Origin of the sequence: Stappia sp. (assembly GCF_048268045.1) — a bacterium.
In the GTDB taxonomy this organism is placed as follows: domain Bacteria; phylum Pseudomonadota; class Alphaproteobacteria; order Rhizobiales; family Stappiaceae; genus Stappia.
Genome location: NZ_JBLWWG010000003.1, coordinates 119,359 through 136,288, shown reverse-complemented (window position 1 = coordinate 136,288; position 16,930 = coordinate 119,359). Strand labels below are relative to the sequence as shown.

Here is a 16,930-nt window from a genome sequence, read left to right as displayed (position 1 = left end):
GGACACAGCGTCGCAGGGACTGGCATTCACAAGTGTACCACCGCACATAAAAAGCGCGGTCCCGTCGAAAACCTGCCCGCGCGGATGAAACCTTTTCCGCATCCATCCGTTATCGACACAACATCCCAACGCGGCCGCCGCTACAGGCATGCCGCAACCATCGGAGGACTTCATGCGTCGGACCATCGGCCTTGCCGGAACCGCCCTTCTCGCCCTTATCGTTTCCTCGCCCCTCGCCTTCGCGCAGAGTTCGAAGCCGGGCGTCGAGATCGGCAAGCTGACCTGCAACGTCGAGGGTGAAAGCAACTTCATCATCGGCGGCAGCAACACGCTTGCCTGCACGTACCAGCCCGCCAATGGCGGTCCGACGGCCTTCTACAGTGGCGAAAGCCACGAGTTCGGCCTCGACATCGGCACGCAGCGTGATGCAACGCTCGTCTGGGGTGTTCTGGCTCCCGCCGCGGACACCGACCCCGGCGCTCTGGCAGGAAAATATGCGGGTGTAACCGCTGGCGCGAGCCTCGGTGCGGGCCTGAAGGCCAACGCTCTGATCGGCGGCCTCGACAAGTCGATCGCGCTCAACCCGCTCAGCATCGAGTCCCAGACCGGCACCAACCTGACCATCGGCGTCACCTCGCTGGTGCTGAAGTACACCAACTGAGCCGGCATTCGACCGACAGACTGACAAATGTTCGATGAGGGTGGCGGGCCGGAGAGGCCCGCCACCCTTTTTCGTGGGAGCAGTAAGTTTTCCGCGGCGGATGACAAGCCCGCGCGGCGGCGGTACCAACGGGCCATGACACGCGACACCACACCTCCCGGCGTCAGGCTGCGGCTGGTCTTCGAGCCCGACACCGCCTTCGGCCCCGGCAAGGCGGACCTTCTCGAGGGCATCGCCGAGACCGGCTCCATCGCCGCTGCCGGCCGCCGCATGGGCATGAGCTACAAGCGCGCCTGGACGCTGGTGGAAGAAATGAACGGCATGTTCGAGCTGCCGCTGGTGCACAGCAGCCGCGGCGGGGCGGCGGGCGGCGGTGCACGGCTGACAGCGGACGGCGAGAGGGCACTCGATCTCTATCGCAGGCTGGAGGCGAAGGCCCGCGAGGCGGGCCGCAACGAGATCGCCCAACTCAGGGCCATGGCGCGCGGCGCCGGCGGCGGCACCTCTTCCGGCTGATCGGCCAGCCGCTTTCGATCACATCGATATGTACGGACGGAAATAACGGTTGCACTCCATTCGACGTGAAGCGATATTTCCATCCGTACATATCGAATCCTCGCAATCCGGAGACGCCACATGTCCCTGAAGCTCCCCTCCTCGGCAAGCCTGCGCGCCGGAATTCTCGCCTTCGCCCTTGCTTGCGGACTTGGCGGGACCGGGAACGATGCCCGCGCCGACGACATCACCGTCTTCGCTGCCGCGAGCCTCAAGAATGCCATGGACGAAATCGCCCCGGCCTTCGCCACCGCCACCGGCGACAGGCTCGTCGTTTCGCTTGCCGGAAGCTCGGCACTTGCCCGCCAGATCCAGGCCGGGGCGCCGGCCGATCTCTTCATCTCGGCCAACGTCAAATGGATGGACACGCTTGCCGCCGACGGCCTGATCCGGGCCGACACCCGGGTCGACCTGCTCGCCAATTCCATCGTCCTCATCGCCCATGGCAAGGATGCCGGCCCGGTCGAGATCGCCCGCGACATGGATCTCCCCGGCCTCCTTGGAGAGGGACGGCTGGCCATGGCACTGGTCGACGCGGTGCCGGCCGGCATCTACGGCAAGGCAGCGCTGACAAGTCTCGGGCTTTGGGACGCCGTCGAACCGAGCGTGGCGCAGGCCGACAATGTGCGCGCCGCACTCGCCCTCGTTTCCAGCGGTGAGGCGCCGTATGGCATCGTCTACGCGACCGACGCGGCGGCCGACGACAACGTGACCGTCGTCGCCACTTTTCCCGCCGACACCCACCCCGCGATCATCTATCCTGCCGCGCTGACGCAGGAGGCCAACACGCCGGCGGCGACAAAGGCGCTGGCGTTCCTGAGGGGCGCGGAAGCGCGCAAGGCCTTCGAGCGGCAGGGCTTCGTCGTCCTCGACTGACGATCCCCGCCCTTTCACGTTCGCGCGCGTCATGACACGAAACAGGCGCCGCCCGGAGCGGGTGTTCCGGACGGCGCAGGTCCAGACAGGTGATCGAGGTCGAATGGATTTCCTGAGCCCGGAGGAATGGAGCGCGGTGGCGCTGTCCTTGCGCGTGTCCTTCTGGGCCACGCTCGTGAGCCTGCCGCTCGCCGTCGCCGTTGCCCTTCTGCTGGCGCGCGGACGCTTTTTCGGGCTTCAGCTCCTGAACGGCCTCGTGCATCTCCCCCTGATCCTGCCGCCGGTGGTCACCGGCTATCTGCTGCTGATGACCTTCGGGCGCAAGGGGCCGGTGGGCGCGTTTCTCGACCAGGCCTTCGGCATCGTCTTCGCCTTTCGCTGGACCGGGGCGGCGCTGGCGGCCGGCATCATGGCCTTTCCGCTGATGGTGCGCGCCATTCGCCTCGCCATCGAGGCGGTCGACCCGAAGCTGGAGGAAGCGGCGGGAACGCTGGGGGCGTCGCGCCCGCTGGTCTTCGCCACGGTGACGCTGCCGCTGATCCTGCCCGGCGTCGTCGCCGGGGCGATCCTCGCCTTCGCCAAGGCGATGGGCGAATTCGGGGCGACCATCACCTTCGTGTCCAACATCCCCGGCCAGACCCAGACCCTGCCCTCGGCGATCTATGCCTTCCTGCAAGTGCCCGGCGGCGAGACCTCGGCCGCGCGTCTTGTCGGCGTCTCCATCGTCATCTCCATGACAGCTCTGTTGCTGTCCGAATGGGTCGGCCGCTCCATCGCCAGCAGGATACGCGGCTCATGAGCATCTCCGTCGCCATCCGCCACGCCTTCCCGGGCTTCTCCCTCGACGTCGCCTTCGACGCCCCCGACGGCGTCACGGCGCTCTTCGGTCGCTCCGGCTCGGGCAAGACCAGCGTGGTCAACGCCATCGCCGGCCTGCTGAAGCCGGACGGCGGTCACGCGCGGGTCAACGGCATGACGCTCTTCGATCGCGAAACGGGCGCCTTCCTGCCGCCGCATCGCAGGCGCATCGGCTACGTCTTCCAGGAGGGGCGGCTGTTTCCGCATCTCACCGTCTGCCAGAATCTGTCCTACGGGCGCTTTTTCTCGTCACGCGGTGCCAGGCAAGAGAGCGAGGCGGGTTTCGAGCGGATCGTGCACCTGCTCGGCATCGACCATCTGCTCGCCCGCCGCCCGGCGACGCTGTCGGGCGGCGAGAAACAGCGCGTCGCCATCGGCCGGGCGCTGCTCGCCCGCCCAAAACTGCTGCTCATGGACGAACCGCTGGCGGCGCTCGACGAGGCGCGCAAGGAAGAAATCCTGCCGTTTCTGGAAAGACTGACACAGGAAACCGAAGTCCCGATCCTCTATGTCAGCCACTCGGTCGCCGAGGTCGCCCGGCTGGCCTCGACCGTGGTCATGCTGCAGGACGGAAAGGTGACGCGCGCGGGACCGCCGGTCGATGTGCTGACCGACCCTGCCGCCGTGCCGGCGCTTGGCGTGCGCGACGCCGGTGCGGTGCTGGCGGGCATGATCTTGGAGCACCATGCCGACGGTCTCAGCGAGATCGCCATCGCCGGCGGACGACTGCTGCTGCCGCAACTCGACGCCCCGGAAGGCACGAACGTGCGCGTGCGCGTGCAGGCCCATGACGTGATCCTGGCGCGCGACGCGCCGACGGGCCTTTCGGCCCTCAACGTGCTGCCCGTGCGGATCACCGCGCTGCGGCGGGGCGAGGGTCCCGGCGTCGTTGTGCGGCTCGACTGCGGCGGGGCGTTGCTCCTGGCCCGCGTCACCCGCCGCTCGGCCGAGGCGCTGCGCCTTGCCCCCGGCCTGGAGTGCCACGCCATCCTGAAGTCCGTCGCCATCGCCCCGAGCGACGTCTGGATCGCCTGAGCGACCGCCTGTTCAGGCGGTCGCGACGGCGGCGTGGGCAACCCTCAGCCCATCCGCGACATTTGCCTCGAAGTCGACCAGCGGCGGGCAGATGCCCTGGGCGGCGAGGTCGCGCTTCACCTCCTTGCGCAGGCCGGTGAGCACGACGCGCACGCCCCTCCGCGCCGCCTTGTCGGCGAGACCGCGGATGGTGTTGGCCGCCGTCGAATCGAGGAAGGGCACGGCGGCGAAATCGAGCACCAGCGCCTTGTGCGTGTCGGCGATGCGGTCGAGCACCGAGCCAATGGAGGCGGCGGCGCCGAAGAAGAACGCGCCGGTGATGCGGTAGACCACCACGTCCGGATCGTTGGTCACCCCCTCGTCATAGGGCTTGCGGTCACCATTGGCATCGTCGGCGCGGTCCTCCGCCACCAGCGGCGTGTGCCGCTCCACCGCCACCGCCTTCGACATGCGGTGGATGAACAGCACCGAGCCCAGCGCAAAGCCGACGACAATCGCCTCGGTGAGATCGCGGAAGATGGTGAGCCCCAGGGTCGCCAGCAGCACGATGGCATCGCCGCGCGACGTCATCAGCAGCGTGCGGATGGCGTGTTTCTCGATCATGTTCCAGGCAACCACCGCCAGAAGCCCGGCAAGGCTGGCAAGCGGCACATACTGGGCCAGCGGCGCGGCGACCAGCATGAACACCAGCAGGAAGGCGGAGTGCAGCATGCCGGAGACCGGCCCATGCGCGCCTGAGCGCACGTTGGTCGCGGTGCGCGCGATGGTGCCGGTGACGCAAATGCCGCCGAAAAGCGCGGAGGCCGCGTTGGCGACACCCTGCCCGACGAGCTCGCAGTTGGAGCGGTGGCGGCGACCGGTCATGCCGTCGGCGACGACCGCCGACAGCAGCGATTCGATGGCCCCAAGCAAGGTGAAGCCGATGGCGTTCGGCAGGATCGCGGCGATCCGCTCAACCGAGAAATCCGGCAGCGACGGCGCTGGCAGGCCGCTCGGAATCCCGCCGAAGCGCGAGCCGATGGTGGCGACCGGCAGATCGAGCCCCCAGGTCGCGAGACCGGCGAGCACCACCGCGATCAGCATGCCCGGCCAGTGCGGGCGCACCCGCTTGAGGCCGACGATGATGACGATGGTGACCAGCGCCAGCCCGAGGCTCGCGGGCTCGAGGCTCGGCAGGGCCTCGTAGAGGACGGGCAACTTCGCCAGCAGCGGTCCGGGTTCCGGGCCGACCAGCGTCAGGCCGAAAAGCTCCTTCAGCTGGCTTGCGAAGATGATCACGGCAATGCCCGCCGTGAACCCCACTGTCACGGGATAGGGGATGAACTTGATGTAGGTGCCAAGCCGCAGAAAGCCGGCGGCGACGAGCATCAGGCCCGAGAGGAACGTGGCGAGGATCAGGCCCTCCATGCCGTGCTGCGCGACCGTTCCCGCCACGAGCACGATGAAGGCGCCAGCCGGCCCGCCGATCTGGAAACGGCTGCCGCCGAGCAGCGAGACGAAGAAGCCGCCGACAATCGCCGTGTAGAGCCCCTGGGCCGGCGTCGCGCCGGAGGCGATGGCAATCGCCATGGACAGCGGCAGCGCGACGATGGCGACCGTCAGCCCGGCGACGGCATCCGCCTTCAGATGGGCGGCGGTGTAGCCCTCGCGCAGGACGGAAACCAGCTTCGGTGTGAACAGGTCAACGAAACCCGGCTCGTCGGAAACGGAGGGAGCGGAACGCTTTTCAGTCATGTCAGTCCGGCTGCCTTCTTGAAGAGGCGGCGGGATCGTCGGTCGTCTCGGCGGTCGCCGTCGCGGGTGGTCTGGTGGTTCTGCCGGTCTCAGCCTGAGCTGGACGGGGAAAGGTCGTTGGGGGCCGGTGCGGACGGGCTCGCCTCGACGAGGCGCACGCCGCGGCCACCGGAAACGCTCGCCGCATTGTCACCGATCAGTTCGACGCCGGAGCGGGACAGCGCCTCGACGACCTTGGCCAGCGTATCGACAACACCGCGCACCTGGCCGCCGCTCGCCTCCATGCGCTGGATCGTCGGCACCGAGACGCCGGCCCGCTCGGCAAGCGTCTTCTGGTCAATGCCGAGAAGGGCGCGCGCGGCGCGCATCTGAGCTGCGGTGATCATGCGGCCTGCGGCTCCAGCTTTAAGAGTAACGCTTCACATCTACATAATGATATCTGAGATATCAATATCCTTATTTCAGATACCAAATTCACCCATCGAGACGGCTCCCCCGCCCCGAGCACACCTCGCGCGACCTGCAAGGTTTTTCAATTGCGCCGACGCGACGCACGCGCCACGCTTCGCCTGGTGCCTGAAACGCGGGCCCACGAGACAGGGATGCACGCCTCATGGACGCACACACGCCGGATGGCGCCATCGAATTCTGGTTCGACTTCGGTTCGGCATACGCCTATTTCGCGGCCCTCGGCATCGACGCACTGGCCGAACGTGTTGGCCGGCCGGTGCTCTGGCGCCCCTACATGCTCGGCACCGCCTTCAAGGCGACCGGCGCGCGCGGACTGTCCTCGACGCCGCTGAAGAGCGATTACGCCCTGCGCGACTGGCAGCGCCTCGCCCGCCTGCATGGCGTCCCCTTTTCTCCCCCGTCCGGGCATCCGACGGTCGCGCTGGCCGCGACGCGGGCCTTCTATCACCTCGAGGAGGAAGCACCGGATCTTGCCCGGCGCTTCGCGGCTGCCATGTTCGCCAGCTACTATCGGGGTGAGAAGGATGCCGGCAACGCACAGGACGTCGCCGACATCTGCGCCGCGCTCGGCGCTGACCGCGCCGCCGTTCTCGCCGCGCTGGACGCGCCGGGGCTGAAGGCCCGTACCAGGGAGATCGGCGAAGGAGCGGTGGCGCGCGGCATCTTCGGCTCGCCCTTCTTCGTCGTCGACGGCGAACCCTTCTTTGGCGCCGACCGCATGGCAATGATGGAGGACTGGATCCGGCGAGGCGGCTGGTGACACGCGGCGAGAACGGCGGCGAAGACCGGTCGGGACAGCTCACCCTGCGCCCGCTAGCGCTGGACGACACGCCGGCCTTCGCCCGCCTGCTGGCGGATTATGGCCAGGAGATGCGGAACGGGTCGGCAACCGCCGCCGCCGGCACGGCTGCCGAGGAAGCAGCGGCTGCGCGCCTGCTTGCCGACCCGCTCGCCCACATCCTCGGTGCCTTCGACGCGGAGATGCTCGTCGGCTTCGCGCTCTACTTCGACCTTCCCGAGGCGATCTCGTCGGGACGCGCGGGCCAGCTCGACGACCTTTTCGTCGCGTCCGGGGCGCGCGGCCGGCGTCTTGCCGAAAGGCTCGTTTCGGCGGTCGCGGCGCAGGGCAGGTCGCGTGGCTGGGTGCACCTGCGCTGGCTCGTGCCCGAGGAGAACCGATCCGCCCTCAGGCTCTACGACCGGATCGCCGAGCAAGCCCCCTGGAAAAGCTACGTCCTGAGGCTCGAGGCCGCGGATCGCCGATAGGCGAGCATGGCCCGAAAGGCCTCGAACAGCGCAAACCCCTGCGGCCAGTCACCCAGACCGCTGGCCCCGTTGATGTGGCCCAGCGGCCCGGCGACGAAAAAGCTCGCGCCCCAGTAATCGGCGCGTGCGCGGCAATAGTCGAGATCGCCGTAGGGATCGGACTCGCTTGCCACGACGAGCGAGGGAAAAGGCAACGGATCGTCCGGCGCGCCGGCGAAGGAGGCTGCTTCTGCCGGGAAAACCGGGCCGGCGGGATCGGGCACGGCGACGAGGACCGCGCCGGCAATCGGCGCAGCCCCCTCGTTCGACCTCGCCCGCGCCGCCACCCAGTGCGGCACCAGCAGGCAGGCGAGGCTGTGGGCGAGCAGCAACGGCGGCGCGCCGGAGCGCGCCCGTGCCTCCTCCACCGCACGCTCGAGCGCGTCGATCCAGTCGCCAAGTTCCGGCCTGTCCCAGTCCGAAGGGGCGAACCGGCTGAAGTCGCGGTCGCGGCGCTCCCAGACCGTCTGCCAGTGCGCCTCCCCCGAACCGCCGATGCCCGGAACCACGATTGTCGCCACCATGTCGCATCTCCCTCGCCGTGCTTGCCCGCAACGTCCAGGATCGACGCTTATCCGAGCCGTCGCCGGTGCTGAAGTGAGAAAGCCTGAACCTCCCGGAAACCCACCTCAGGGACATAAGGAACAACGTATCCACAGAAACCAAAAGGACAGGTCCACTGTCCCAAGGTCGCGACATCCTGTGAGCACGGGACAGCCTTTTCACGGCGGTTTCATGCAATTTTACAAGGATATTCGCCCCCTCTCGGCGCAGGGAAAGCAGCGGAGAGACGAAATTTGCACTTGATGAAAGTTTGTATACATTGTCGATAGCCGACGGGTAAAACCGTAGCCGCAGCCGACACGCCGGAGACACCATGAGCAACGCGCACGACAAGAGCAAAGCGCCCAAGACATCCAACCTGCGCTCGCGCGCCTGGTTCGACAATCCCTCCAACCCGGACATGACCGCGCTCTATCTCGAGCGCTACCTGAACTACGGCCTGTCCCAGGAGGAACTGCAATCCGGCAAGCCGATCATCGGCATCGCCCAGACCGGCTCGGACCTGTCGCCGTGCAACCGGCACCATCTGGAGCTGGCCAAGCGCGTGCGCGAGGGCATCCGCGAGGCAGGCGGCATCGCCATCGAGTTTCCCGTACACCCGATCCAGGAGACCGGCAAGCGTCCGACCGCCGCGCTCGACCGCAACCTCGCCTATCTGAGCCTCGTCGAGGTGCTCTACGGATATCCGCTCGACGGCGTCGTGCTGACCGTGGGCTGCGACAAGACAGCCCCGGCCTGCCTGATGGCGGCGGCGACGGTCAACATTCCCGCCATAGCCCTGTCGGTCGGGCCGATGCTCAACGGCTGGTTCCGCGGGCAGCGCACCGGGTCGGGCACCATCGTGTGGAAGGCCCGCGAGATGATGGCCGCTGGCGAGATCGACTATGAGGGCTTCGTCGCGCTGGTCGCCTCGTCCGCCCCCTCGACCGGCTATTGCAACACCATGGGCACCGCCTCGACGATGAACTCGCTGACCGAGGTCCTCGGCATGCAGCTCCCCGGTGGCGCGGCGATCCCCGCCCCCTATCGCGACCGCCAGGAGGCCGCCTATCGCACGGGCCTGCGCATCGTCGACATGGTGCATGAGGACCTGAAGCCGACCGACATCATGACCCGCGCGGCGTTCCTCAACGCGATCCGGGTCAACTCCGCCATCGGCGGCTCGACCAACGCGCCGATCCACCTCAACGGCATCGCCCGCCACCTCGGCGTGGACCTGTCCATCGACGACTGGCAGACGCACGGCGAGAAGATCCCGCTGCTGGTCAACATGCAGCCGGCGGGAGAATATCTCGGCGAGGACTATTATCACGCCGGCGGCGTGCCCGCGGTCGTCAACCTGCTGATGCAGCAGGGGCTGATCGAGGAAGATGCGATGACCGTCAACGGCCGGAGCATCGGCGACAACTGCCGTGATGCGAAAGTGCTCGACGAGAAGGTGATCGTTCCCTTCGACAAGCCGCTGAAGGAAGCGGCCGGTTTCCGGGTGCTGCGCGGCAATCTTTTCGATTCCGCCATCATGAAGCTCTCCGTGGTCACCCAGGAGTTCCGCGACCGCTATCTCTCCAACCCGGATGACCCGATGGCCTTCGAGGGGCCGGCGATCGTCTTCGACGGACCGGAGGATTATCACGCCCGCATCGACGACCCGGCCCTCGCGATCGACGAGACTTCGGTGCTGTTCATGCGTGGCACCGGCCCGATCGGCTATCCGGGCGCCGGCGAGGTCGTCAACATGCGCGCGCCCGACTACCTCCTCAAGCGCGGCGTCACGGCGCTGCCGTGCATCGGCGACGGCCGCCAGTCGGGCACCTCCGGCTCGCCGTCGATCCTCAACGCCTCACCCGAGGCGGCTGCCGGTGGCGGGCTGGCACTGCTGCGCACCGGCGACCGGGTGCGCATCGACATCAACAAGGGCACGGCCAACATCCTCATCTCCGACGAGGAGCTGGCGAACCGGCGCAAGGCGCTCGAGGAGGCCGGCGGCTACGTCTATCCGGCGCACCAGACCCCCTGGCAGGAGATCCAGCGCGGCATCGTCGCGCAGCTCGAGGCGGGCATGGTGCTGGAACCGGCGGTGAAGTATCAGCGGATCGCCCAGGGCGGGGCCGACGGCACCATGCCGAGGGTGCCGCGCGACAATCACTGACAACCAACGCCTCTTGCCCGCCGGACAAGCACGGGCAGGAGGCAGACCGCGAAACGCGAAGTTCAACAGACGTCGAATGACTGAAACGGAAGGGGAAGGGCGCCCATGCGCATCCTGATTATCGGAGCCGCCGGAATGGTTGGCCGGAGGCTCGCCGAAAAGCTGATTGCCGAGGGAACGCTCGGCGGCAAGACAATCGACACCATTCACGCCGTCGACGTGGTCGAGCCCCAGCTCGCCGCGCGCACGGGCGGCCCGCGCATCGAGGCGGCGGCAGGCAATGTTGCCGACGAGGCGACGGTGAAAACCTTCGTCGCCGGCAGGCCCGATGTGATCTTCCATCTCGCGGCGATCGTTTCCGGCGAGGCCGAGGTCGAGTTCGACAAGGGCTACGCCATCAACATGGATGGCACCCGATACCTGCTGGAGGCCGTGCGCCACCAGGGCGACGACTATGTGCCGCGGCTGGTCTTCACCTCCTCCATCGCCGTCTTCGGCGCACCTTTCCCCGAGAAGATCGACGACACCTTCTTCACCGCGCCGCTGACAAGCTACGGCGCGCAGAAGGCCATCGGCGAGCTGCTCCTGTCCGACTACACCCGCAAGGGCTTCGTCGATGGCATCGGCATCCGCCTTCCGACCATCGTCGTGCGCCCCGGCAAGCCCAACAAGGCGGCCTCGGGCTTCTTCTCCGGCATCATCCGTGAGCCGCTCGCCGGGATCGAGGCGATCCTTCCGGTCGAGGACGGCGTGCGTCACTGGGTGGCGAGCCCGGCTGCGGCCGTCGGCTTCCTCGTCCATGCGGCGACGATGGACACGAGCGTCCTCGGCGACCGGCGCACCCTCACCATGCCGGGGCTCTCGGTCACCGTTGCGGAAATGATCGAGGCGCTGCGCAAGGTCGCCGGCGACGACGTGGTCAAGCTCATCCGGCGCGAGCGCGATCCGCAGATCGTGAAGATCGTCGAGGGCTGGCCGCGCGACTTCGTCGCCGCGCGGGCGGAAGAGGTCGGCTTCACCGCCGACGCCGATTTCGAGAGCATCATTCGCGCGCATATCGCCAGCGAGGACGTGAGCAAGACGGCAAACTGAACCAGGGAAGGGGCGCGGCATGACGGAAAAGGCTGCTATCGGCTTCATCGGCGTCGGCCTGATGGGCCACGGCATGGCGAAGAATCTGGTGGAGAAGGGGCATCCCCTCGCCGTTCTCGCACACCGCAACCGCGCCCCGGTCGAGGATCTCGTCGCACGCGGCGCGTTCGAGGCCGGCGATATCGCCGAGCTCGCCGCCCGCAGCGAGGTGATCTTCCTGTGCCTGCCCGGCAGCCCGGAGGTGGAGCGCGCCGTCGGCGAGATCCTTGCCGCCGGCGCCGAGGGCAAGACGGTGGTCGATTGCAGCACCGCCAACCCGGTCTCCACCCGCGCGCTTGCCGCACGGATGGCGGAGGCCGGCGGCGCGCTGTGTGACGCGCCGCTGTCGCGCACCCCGGCCGAAGCCTGGGAAGGCACGCTCGACGTCATGGCCGGGGCGCCGGAAGACCTCTTCGCCAGGCTCGAACCGATCCTGTCCACCTTCGCCACCAAGGTCGTGCGCGTCGGCGATGTCGGCGCCGGCCACACGATGAAGCTTGTGAACAACTTCCTCTCGCTCGGCTATGGCGCGCTCTATGCCGAGGCGCTGGCCATCGGCGCGCGCAACGGGATCGACGCGGCGACGGTCGAGGCCGTCGTCGGCGGCGGGCGCATGGATTGCGGCTTCTTCCAGACGTTCATGCGCCATGTGGTGCATGGCGACAAGAATGCCCACCGCTTCGCCCTGCGCAACGCCCACAAGGACATGCGCTACGTCGTCGGTCTCGCCAACGAAAGCGGCATCGCCTCGCATGTTTCCTCCGCGGTCAAGAACAGCTATGCCACCGCGGAGGCAACCGGTCATGGCGAAGACTACCTGCCGGAGATCGCGGCGATTGTTGCCCGGCTCAACGGCATCGGGCGCTAGGACGCCGCCGCCAGGCACAATAAGAAGTCGGGGAACCGCGTGCGGGAAGAGCGGAAGGACAAGGACGGCGACAACGGACGGGCCGGAGCCAAGGGACCGGCACGCCGCGGGCAGGCGCGCGCGGCGCCCTCGGGCGCGGCAGGCAGCGACAAGTCGGCCGGCTCTCCCGTCAGCGTGCGCGCCCGGCCGAGCCTTCAGGGCATCTCCAAGCTTCCGGCCCGTGACCGCGCCTATCACGAGCTGAGATACCGCATCCTCGAGGGCCGCCTGCCGCCGGGCACGACGCTGCTCGAGACCGAGGTCGCCAATCTCCTGTCGTTGAGCCGCACCCCGGTGCGCGAGGCGCTGATCCGCCTCGAGGAGGAGGGCCTCGTCGAGGTGCGCCCGCGTCACGGCATCACCGTCAAGGCGCTCTCCATCGAGGAAATCCAGCAGATCTACGAGGTCTTCTCGGCGCTGGAGGTCAAGGCGGCGCAGCTCACCGCCCGTCGCGGCATCAGCGACGCCGACCACGACCGGCTCGACGGCATCCTCTCCCAGATGGAACGGGCGACGCTGCGCGGCGACATCGAGCAATGGTCGGAGCTCGACGACATCTTCCATTCCGAGCTCGTCGCGCTTTGCGGCAATCCGCGCCTGCAGGGCATGCTGCGTCAGCTCTGGGACATGCAGTACCGCGCCCGCATCGCCATCGTGAAGCTGCGGCCGCTGCCGGTGCTTTCCGACGCCGAGCACCGGGAGATCCTCGCCGCCATCCGCGCCGGCGACGAGGCCAGGACGAGCCTGCTGCACCAGCGTCATCGCGACCGGGCCGACACCATGCTGCTGTCGCTGTTGCGCGGCCAGTCGGCCATCGGCGCGCCGAGTTGATCCATTGCCGCTTGCCTGCCTCTCGCGAGCGCTCAAGCAAGCCGGCTTTTTCCTTTCGCTGCCGTGACTTCGTCGCGTGCGAAATCGCACGGCGCGCCCTTTTCATAATGTATACATTGTGATTATGTGGACGCGGGAGAATCGCGCCGAGGGAGGAGGTGCCATGAACACGATCGACTTGAACGGCCGCCGTGCCGTAATCACGGGGGCGGCCCAGGGCATCGGCTTTGCCGCAGCCCGTCGCTTCATCGACAGCGGCGCGGACGTCGTCGCCTGGGACATCAACGCCGACGCGCTCGACAAGGCGGTCGCCGCGCTCGGGCCGAAGGCAAGTGGCCGCCAGGTCGAGCTGAGCGACGAAACCGCCGTCGCCGCAGCGGCGAAGGCTGCCGGCGATATCGACATCCTCGTCAACAACGCCGGCATTACCGGCGGCAACGGCGTCACGTGGGAGCTGGAGCCCGAGATCTGGCGACGGACGCTCGAGGTCAATCTCGTGGCTCCCTATCTGACCTGCCGCGCACTGGTGCCGGGGATGATCGAACGTGGCTACGGGCGGATCGTCAACGTTGCCTCCATCGCCGGCAAGGAGGGCAACCCCAACGCCTCCCACTATTCGGCATCGAAGGCCGGGCTGATCGCGCTGACCAAGTCGCTCGGCAAGGAGCTGGCCAAGGCAGGCGTGACCGTCAACTGCATCACGCCGGCCGCCGCCCGCACGCCCATCTTCGACCAGATGACCCAGACGCATATCGACTACATGCTGTCGAAGATCCCGATGGAGCGCTTCCTCGAGCCCGAGGAGGCCGCCGCCATGATCGCCTGGCTGGCTTCGGCGGACTGCTCCTTCTCGACCGGCGCCGTCTTTGACATTTCCGGCGGCCGTGCCGTCTACTGACCCTCATCCAAACCAGCAGGACACGTGAAATGAAACTGTTGCGCTACGGCCCCGCGGGCCAGGAAAAGCCCGGGATCCTCGCTTCCGACGGCTCGATCCGCGATCTCTCCGGCACCGTTGCCGACATCGCCGGCGATGTGCTGTCGAGCGATGGCCTTGCCCGCCTCGCCGCCATCGATCCGCTGTCGCTTCCCGCGGTTTCCGGCGCCCCGCGCATCGGTCCCTGCGTCGGCGGCACGCAGAAGATCATCTGCATCGGCCTCAACTACTCCGACCACGCGGCGGAGACCGGCGCCGAGCCGCCGAGTGAACCGATCATCTTCGCCAAGGCGCTCAACGCCCTTTGCGGCCCCAACGACGATGTCGAGATGCCGCGCGGCTCGTCGGCGCTCGATTGGGAGGTCGAGCTTGCCGTGATCATCGGCAAGCGGGCCAAATACGTCAGCGAAGCCGATGCGATGGACCATGTTGCCGGCTACGCGATCATGAACGACGTTTCCGAGCGTGACTTCCAGACCAAGCGGTCGGGCCAGTGGACAAAGGGCAAGAGCCACGACACCTTCGGCCCCCTCGGCCCCTGGCTCGTGACCCGCGACGAGCTTGCCGACCCGCACAATCTCGACATGACGCTGGACGTCAACGGCGTGCGCCGCCAGACCGGCAATTCCAACACGCTGATCTTCAACGTGCCGCATGTGATTTCCTACCTGTCGCAGTTCATGACGCTGATGCCGGGCGACGTCATTTCCACCGGCACGCCTCCGGGCGTCGGCATGGGCATGAAGCCGCCTCAGTACCTGAAGCCGGGCGACGTGATGGAGCTTTCCATCGCCGGCCTCGGGTCACAGCGCCAGACGGTCGTCGCCGCCTGAGCCACGACTTTTCCGCTTTCCCGGGTGCCGCGCGGCGCCCGGACCGCACTGCACTGCCCCCTTGGGCGCACCGCCTCGCCGGTGCGCCCTTTTTTTGTGCCCTCGCAGGCGCGCCGCGTCCACTCAGGAAGGCTGCCCAACGAAAAACGCCCGGGAGCGGTGCTCCCGGGCGTTTGATATTACTGGCTGGTGGCTCGGCTCAGAGCGACTTCAGCGCTGCCTCGACATCGCGAAGCTGCTGGAGCGTCTGCAAGGCCCTGTCGCGAACGGCCTCGTCGGAGGCATCCTTGACGTCCTCTTCCGCGTCGCGGATCTGCTTGGCGATTTCCTCCGCGTGGAGTTCCTCGCTCTTGATCGCACGCTCGGCCAGAACGGTCAGACCATTCGCGCCGACCTCGGCGAAGCCGCCGCGGACGAAGAAGTCGAGTTCGTCACCGCCCGTCCGGGAAACCTTGAGGAACCCCGGGCGCAGCGTTGCAACGAACGGCGCGTGACCGGCCATGACGCCGAACTCGCCCTCGCTTCCCGGCACGACCACCTGCGTCACCTCCTCGGAGACGAGCAGGCGCTCCGGCGAAACGAGCTCGAACTGGAATGCTGCGGCCATATCGGTCCTCTATTCCTGGTTTGGTTAGGCCGCTTCGGCCGCCAGACGCTGCGCCTTCTCGATCGCCTCATCGATGGAACCGACCATGTAGAAGGCCGCCTCCGGGAGGTGGTCGTACTCGCCGTCGACCAGGCCCTTGAAGCCCTTGATCGTGTCTTCGAGCGCAACGAGCTTGCCCGGCGAACCGGTGAAGATCTCGGCAACGAAGAACGGCTGCGAGAGGAAGCGCTCGATCTTGCGGGCGCGCGCCACGGTGAGCTTGTCCTCTTCCGAGAGCTCGTCCATGCCGAGAATGGCGATGATGTCCTGGAGCGCCTTGTAGCGCTGCAGGGTCGCCTGCACGGCACGGGCCGTCTCGTAGTGCTCGTCGCCGATGATGCGCGGATCAAGGATACGCGAGGTCGAATCGAGCGGATCCACGGCCGGGTAGATGCCCTTCTCGGCGATCGAACGGTTGAGAACCGTCGTGGCGTCAAGGTGGGCGAAGGTCGAGGCCGGCGCCGGATCGGTCAGATCGTCGGCCGGCACGTAGACGGCCTGCACCGAGGTGATCGACCCCTTGGTCGTGGTGGTGATGCGTTCCTGCATCGCACCCATGTCGGTGCCGAGCGTCGGCTGGTAGCCCACGGCCGAGGGAATACGGCCGAGAAGCGCCGACACTTCCGAACCCGCCTGCGTGAAGCGGAAGATGTTGTCGACGAAGAACAGCACGTCCTGGCCTTCGTCACGGAAATGCTCGGCGACGGTGAGGCCGGTCAGCGCCACGCGGGCACGGGCTCCGGGGGGCTCGTTCATCTGGCCGTAAACCAGCGCGCACTTGGAACCTTCGGTCGAACCGTCGTGCTCCTTGGGATCGCGGTTCACGTTGGACTCGATCATCTCCCAGTAGAGATCGTTGCCCTCACGGGTACGCTCACCCACACCGGCGAAGACGGAGTAGCCGCCGTGCGCCTTGGCGATGTTGTTGATCAGCTCCATGATGAGCACGGTCTTGCCGACGCCGGCGCCGCCGAACAGGCCGATCTTGCCGCCCTTGGCGTACGGCGCGAGCAGGTCGACGACCTTGATGCCCGTCACGAGGATTTCCGCCTCGGTGGACTGCTCGGTGAAGCTCGGGGCTTCCTGGTGGATGCCGCGCTTCGTCTCGTGAACGATCGGGCCAGCCTCGTCGACCGGCTCGCCGATGACGTTCATGATGCGGCCGAGCGTGCCTGCACCGACTGGAACCGAGATCGGCTCGTTGGTGTCGACGACTTTCTGGCCGCGAACGAGACCTTCGGTCGCGTCCATGGCGATGGTGCGAACCGTGTGCTCGCCGAGATGCTGGGCCACCTCAAGCACGAGGCGGTTGCCGTTGTTGTCGGTCTCAAGGGCGTTGAGAATCGGCGGCAGGTGGTCGTCGAACTTGACGTCGACCACGGCGCCGATGACCTGAGTGATCCGCCCGACTGCTTTGTCAGCCATATTGCTATCCTC

General features: G+C 67.4%; 18 protein-coding genes. 13 read left to right on the top strand and 5 right to left on the bottom strand.

Going from position 1 to position 16,930, the window contains the following annotated elements; genetic code table 11:
• The first annotated feature begins 172 nt into the window (after positions 1–172).
• The 5 genes from ACN0WF_RS05745 to modC all read left to right on the top strand — a co-directional run bounded on the left by ACN0WF_RS05745 (position 173) and on the right by modC (position 3,985).
• Positions 173–661, top strand: coding sequence for a DUF992 domain-containing protein (locus ACN0WF_RS05745; protein WP_417771844.1), 489 nt, complete (start codon positions 173–175; stop codon positions 659–661).
• A 135-nt stretch (positions 662–796) separates the two neighbouring features.
• On the top strand, positions 797–1,177 hold the full coding sequence (locus tag ACN0WF_RS05740; protein WP_417771843.1) for a winged helix-turn-helix domain-containing protein: 381 nt from the start codon (positions 797–799) through the stop codon (positions 1,175–1,177).
• Between the two features lie 120 nt (positions 1,178–1,297).
• Positions 1,298–2,092 (top strand): molybdate ABC transporter substrate-binding protein, encoded by a 795-nt coding sequence (gene modA, locus ACN0WF_RS05735; protein ID WP_417771842.1) that lies wholly within the window; start codon positions 1,298–1,300, stop codon positions 2,090–2,092.
• A 103-nt stretch (positions 2,093–2,195) separates the two neighbouring features.
• A complete protein-coding gene (gene modB / locus ACN0WF_RS05730) occupies positions 2,196–2,891 on the top strand; it encodes a molybdate ABC transporter permease subunit (RefSeq protein WP_417771841.1) in 696 nt (231 codons plus the stop codon).
• Positions 2,888–3,985, top strand: a complete 1,098-nt coding sequence (modC, locus tag ACN0WF_RS05725; RefSeq protein WP_417771840.1) for a molybdenum ABC transporter ATP-binding protein — start codon at positions 2,888–2,890, stop codon at positions 3,983–3,985. Before modB ends, modC begins: the two co-directional genes overlap by 4 nt.
• A gap of 12 nt (positions 3,986–3,997) precedes the next feature.
• Here the strand turns inward: modC and ACN0WF_RS05720 are convergent, their stop codons facing one another.
• Both ACN0WF_RS05720 and ACN0WF_RS05715 read right to left on the bottom strand, forming a co-directional pair.
• Positions 3,998–5,719 (bottom strand): SulP family inorganic anion transporter, encoded by a 1,722-nt coding sequence (locus ACN0WF_RS05720; protein ID WP_417771839.1) that lies wholly within the window; start codon positions 5,717–5,719, stop codon positions 3,998–4,000.
• 89 nt (positions 5,720–5,808) lie between these two features.
• The gene (locus ACN0WF_RS05715; protein ID WP_417771838.1) at positions 5,809–6,105 is read right to left on the bottom strand and encodes a helix-turn-helix domain-containing protein; all 297 of its coding nucleotides are present in this window, start codon (positions 6,103–6,105) and stop codon (positions 5,809–5,811) included.
• Positions 6,106–6,332: 227 nt separating this feature from the next.
• Here ACN0WF_RS05715 and ACN0WF_RS05710 point away from each other — a divergent pair, with 227 nt between their 5' ends.
• Entirely contained in the window at positions 6,333–6,950 is a 618-nt protein-coding gene (locus ACN0WF_RS05710) for a 2-hydroxychromene-2-carboxylate isomerase (protein ID WP_417771837.1), read from the top strand.
• Entirely contained in the window at positions 6,947–7,456 is a 510-nt protein-coding gene (locus tag ACN0WF_RS05705) for a GNAT family N-acetyltransferase (protein WP_417771836.1), read from the top strand. Before ACN0WF_RS05710 ends, ACN0WF_RS05705 begins: the two co-directional genes overlap by 4 nt.
• On the opposite strand, the gene ACN0WF_RS05700 is transcribed toward ACN0WF_RS05705, so the two are convergent.
• Positions 7,420–8,019, bottom strand: coding sequence for an RBBP9/YdeN family alpha/beta hydrolase (locus ACN0WF_RS05700; RefSeq protein WP_417771835.1), 600 nt, complete (start codon positions 8,017–8,019; stop codon positions 7,420–7,422). The genes ACN0WF_RS05705 and ACN0WF_RS05700 overlap by 37 nt on opposite strands.
• A 353-nt stretch (positions 8,020–8,372) precedes the next feature.
• Here ACN0WF_RS05700 and ACN0WF_RS05695 point away from each other — a divergent pair, with 353 nt between their 5' ends.
• The 6 genes from ACN0WF_RS05695 to ACN0WF_RS05670 all read left to right on the top strand — a co-directional run bounded on the left by ACN0WF_RS05695 (position 8,373) and on the right by ACN0WF_RS05670 (position 14,847).
• A complete protein-coding gene (locus tag ACN0WF_RS05695; protein WP_417771834.1) occupies positions 8,373–10,208 on the top strand; it encodes an IlvD/Edd family dehydratase in 1,836 nt (611 codons plus the stop codon).
• A gap of 105 nt (positions 10,209–10,313) precedes the next feature.
• On the top strand, positions 10,314–11,300 hold the full coding sequence (denD, locus tag ACN0WF_RS05690; protein WP_417771833.1) for a D-erythronate dehydrogenase: 987 nt from the start codon (positions 10,314–10,316) through the stop codon (positions 11,298–11,300).
• A gap of 19 nt (positions 11,301–11,319) precedes the next feature.
• Positions 11,320–12,207, top strand: a complete 888-nt coding sequence (locus tag ACN0WF_RS05685) for an NAD(P)-dependent oxidoreductase (protein ID WP_417771832.1) — start codon at positions 11,320–11,322, stop codon at positions 12,205–12,207.
• A gap of 39 nt (positions 12,208–12,246) precedes the next feature.
• A complete protein-coding gene (locus tag ACN0WF_RS05680; RefSeq protein WP_417771831.1) occupies positions 12,247–13,077 on the top strand; it encodes a GntR family transcriptional regulator in 831 nt (276 codons plus the stop codon).
• Between the two features lie 163 nt (positions 13,078–13,240).
• Positions 13,241–13,975 (top strand): SDR family NAD(P)-dependent oxidoreductase, encoded by a 735-nt coding sequence (locus tag ACN0WF_RS05675; RefSeq protein ID WP_417771830.1) that lies wholly within the window; start codon positions 13,241–13,243, stop codon positions 13,973–13,975.
• A 29-nt stretch (positions 13,976–14,004) separates the two neighbouring features.
• Positions 14,005–14,847 (top strand): fumarylacetoacetate hydrolase family protein, encoded by an 843-nt coding sequence (locus ACN0WF_RS05670; protein WP_417771829.1) that lies wholly within the window; start codon positions 14,005–14,007, stop codon positions 14,845–14,847.
• A gap of 199 nt (positions 14,848–15,046) precedes the next feature.
• On the opposite strand, the gene ACN0WF_RS05665 is transcribed toward ACN0WF_RS05670, so the two are convergent.
• Together ACN0WF_RS05665 and atpD are read right to left on the bottom strand one after the other, a co-directional pair.
• The gene (locus ACN0WF_RS05665) at positions 15,047–15,454 is read right to left on the bottom strand and encodes a F0F1 ATP synthase subunit epsilon (RefSeq protein ID WP_417771828.1); all 408 of its coding nucleotides are present in this window, start codon (positions 15,452–15,454) and stop codon (positions 15,047–15,049) included.
• Between the two features lie 24 nt (positions 15,455–15,478).
• Positions 15,479–16,918: a F0F1 ATP synthase subunit beta gene (gene atpD / locus ACN0WF_RS05660; protein ID WP_417771827.1), complete on the bottom strand. Its 1,440-nt coding sequence runs from the start codon at positions 16,916–16,918 to the stop codon at positions 15,479–15,481.
• Between the last annotated feature and the right edge of the window lie 12 nt (positions 16,919–16,930).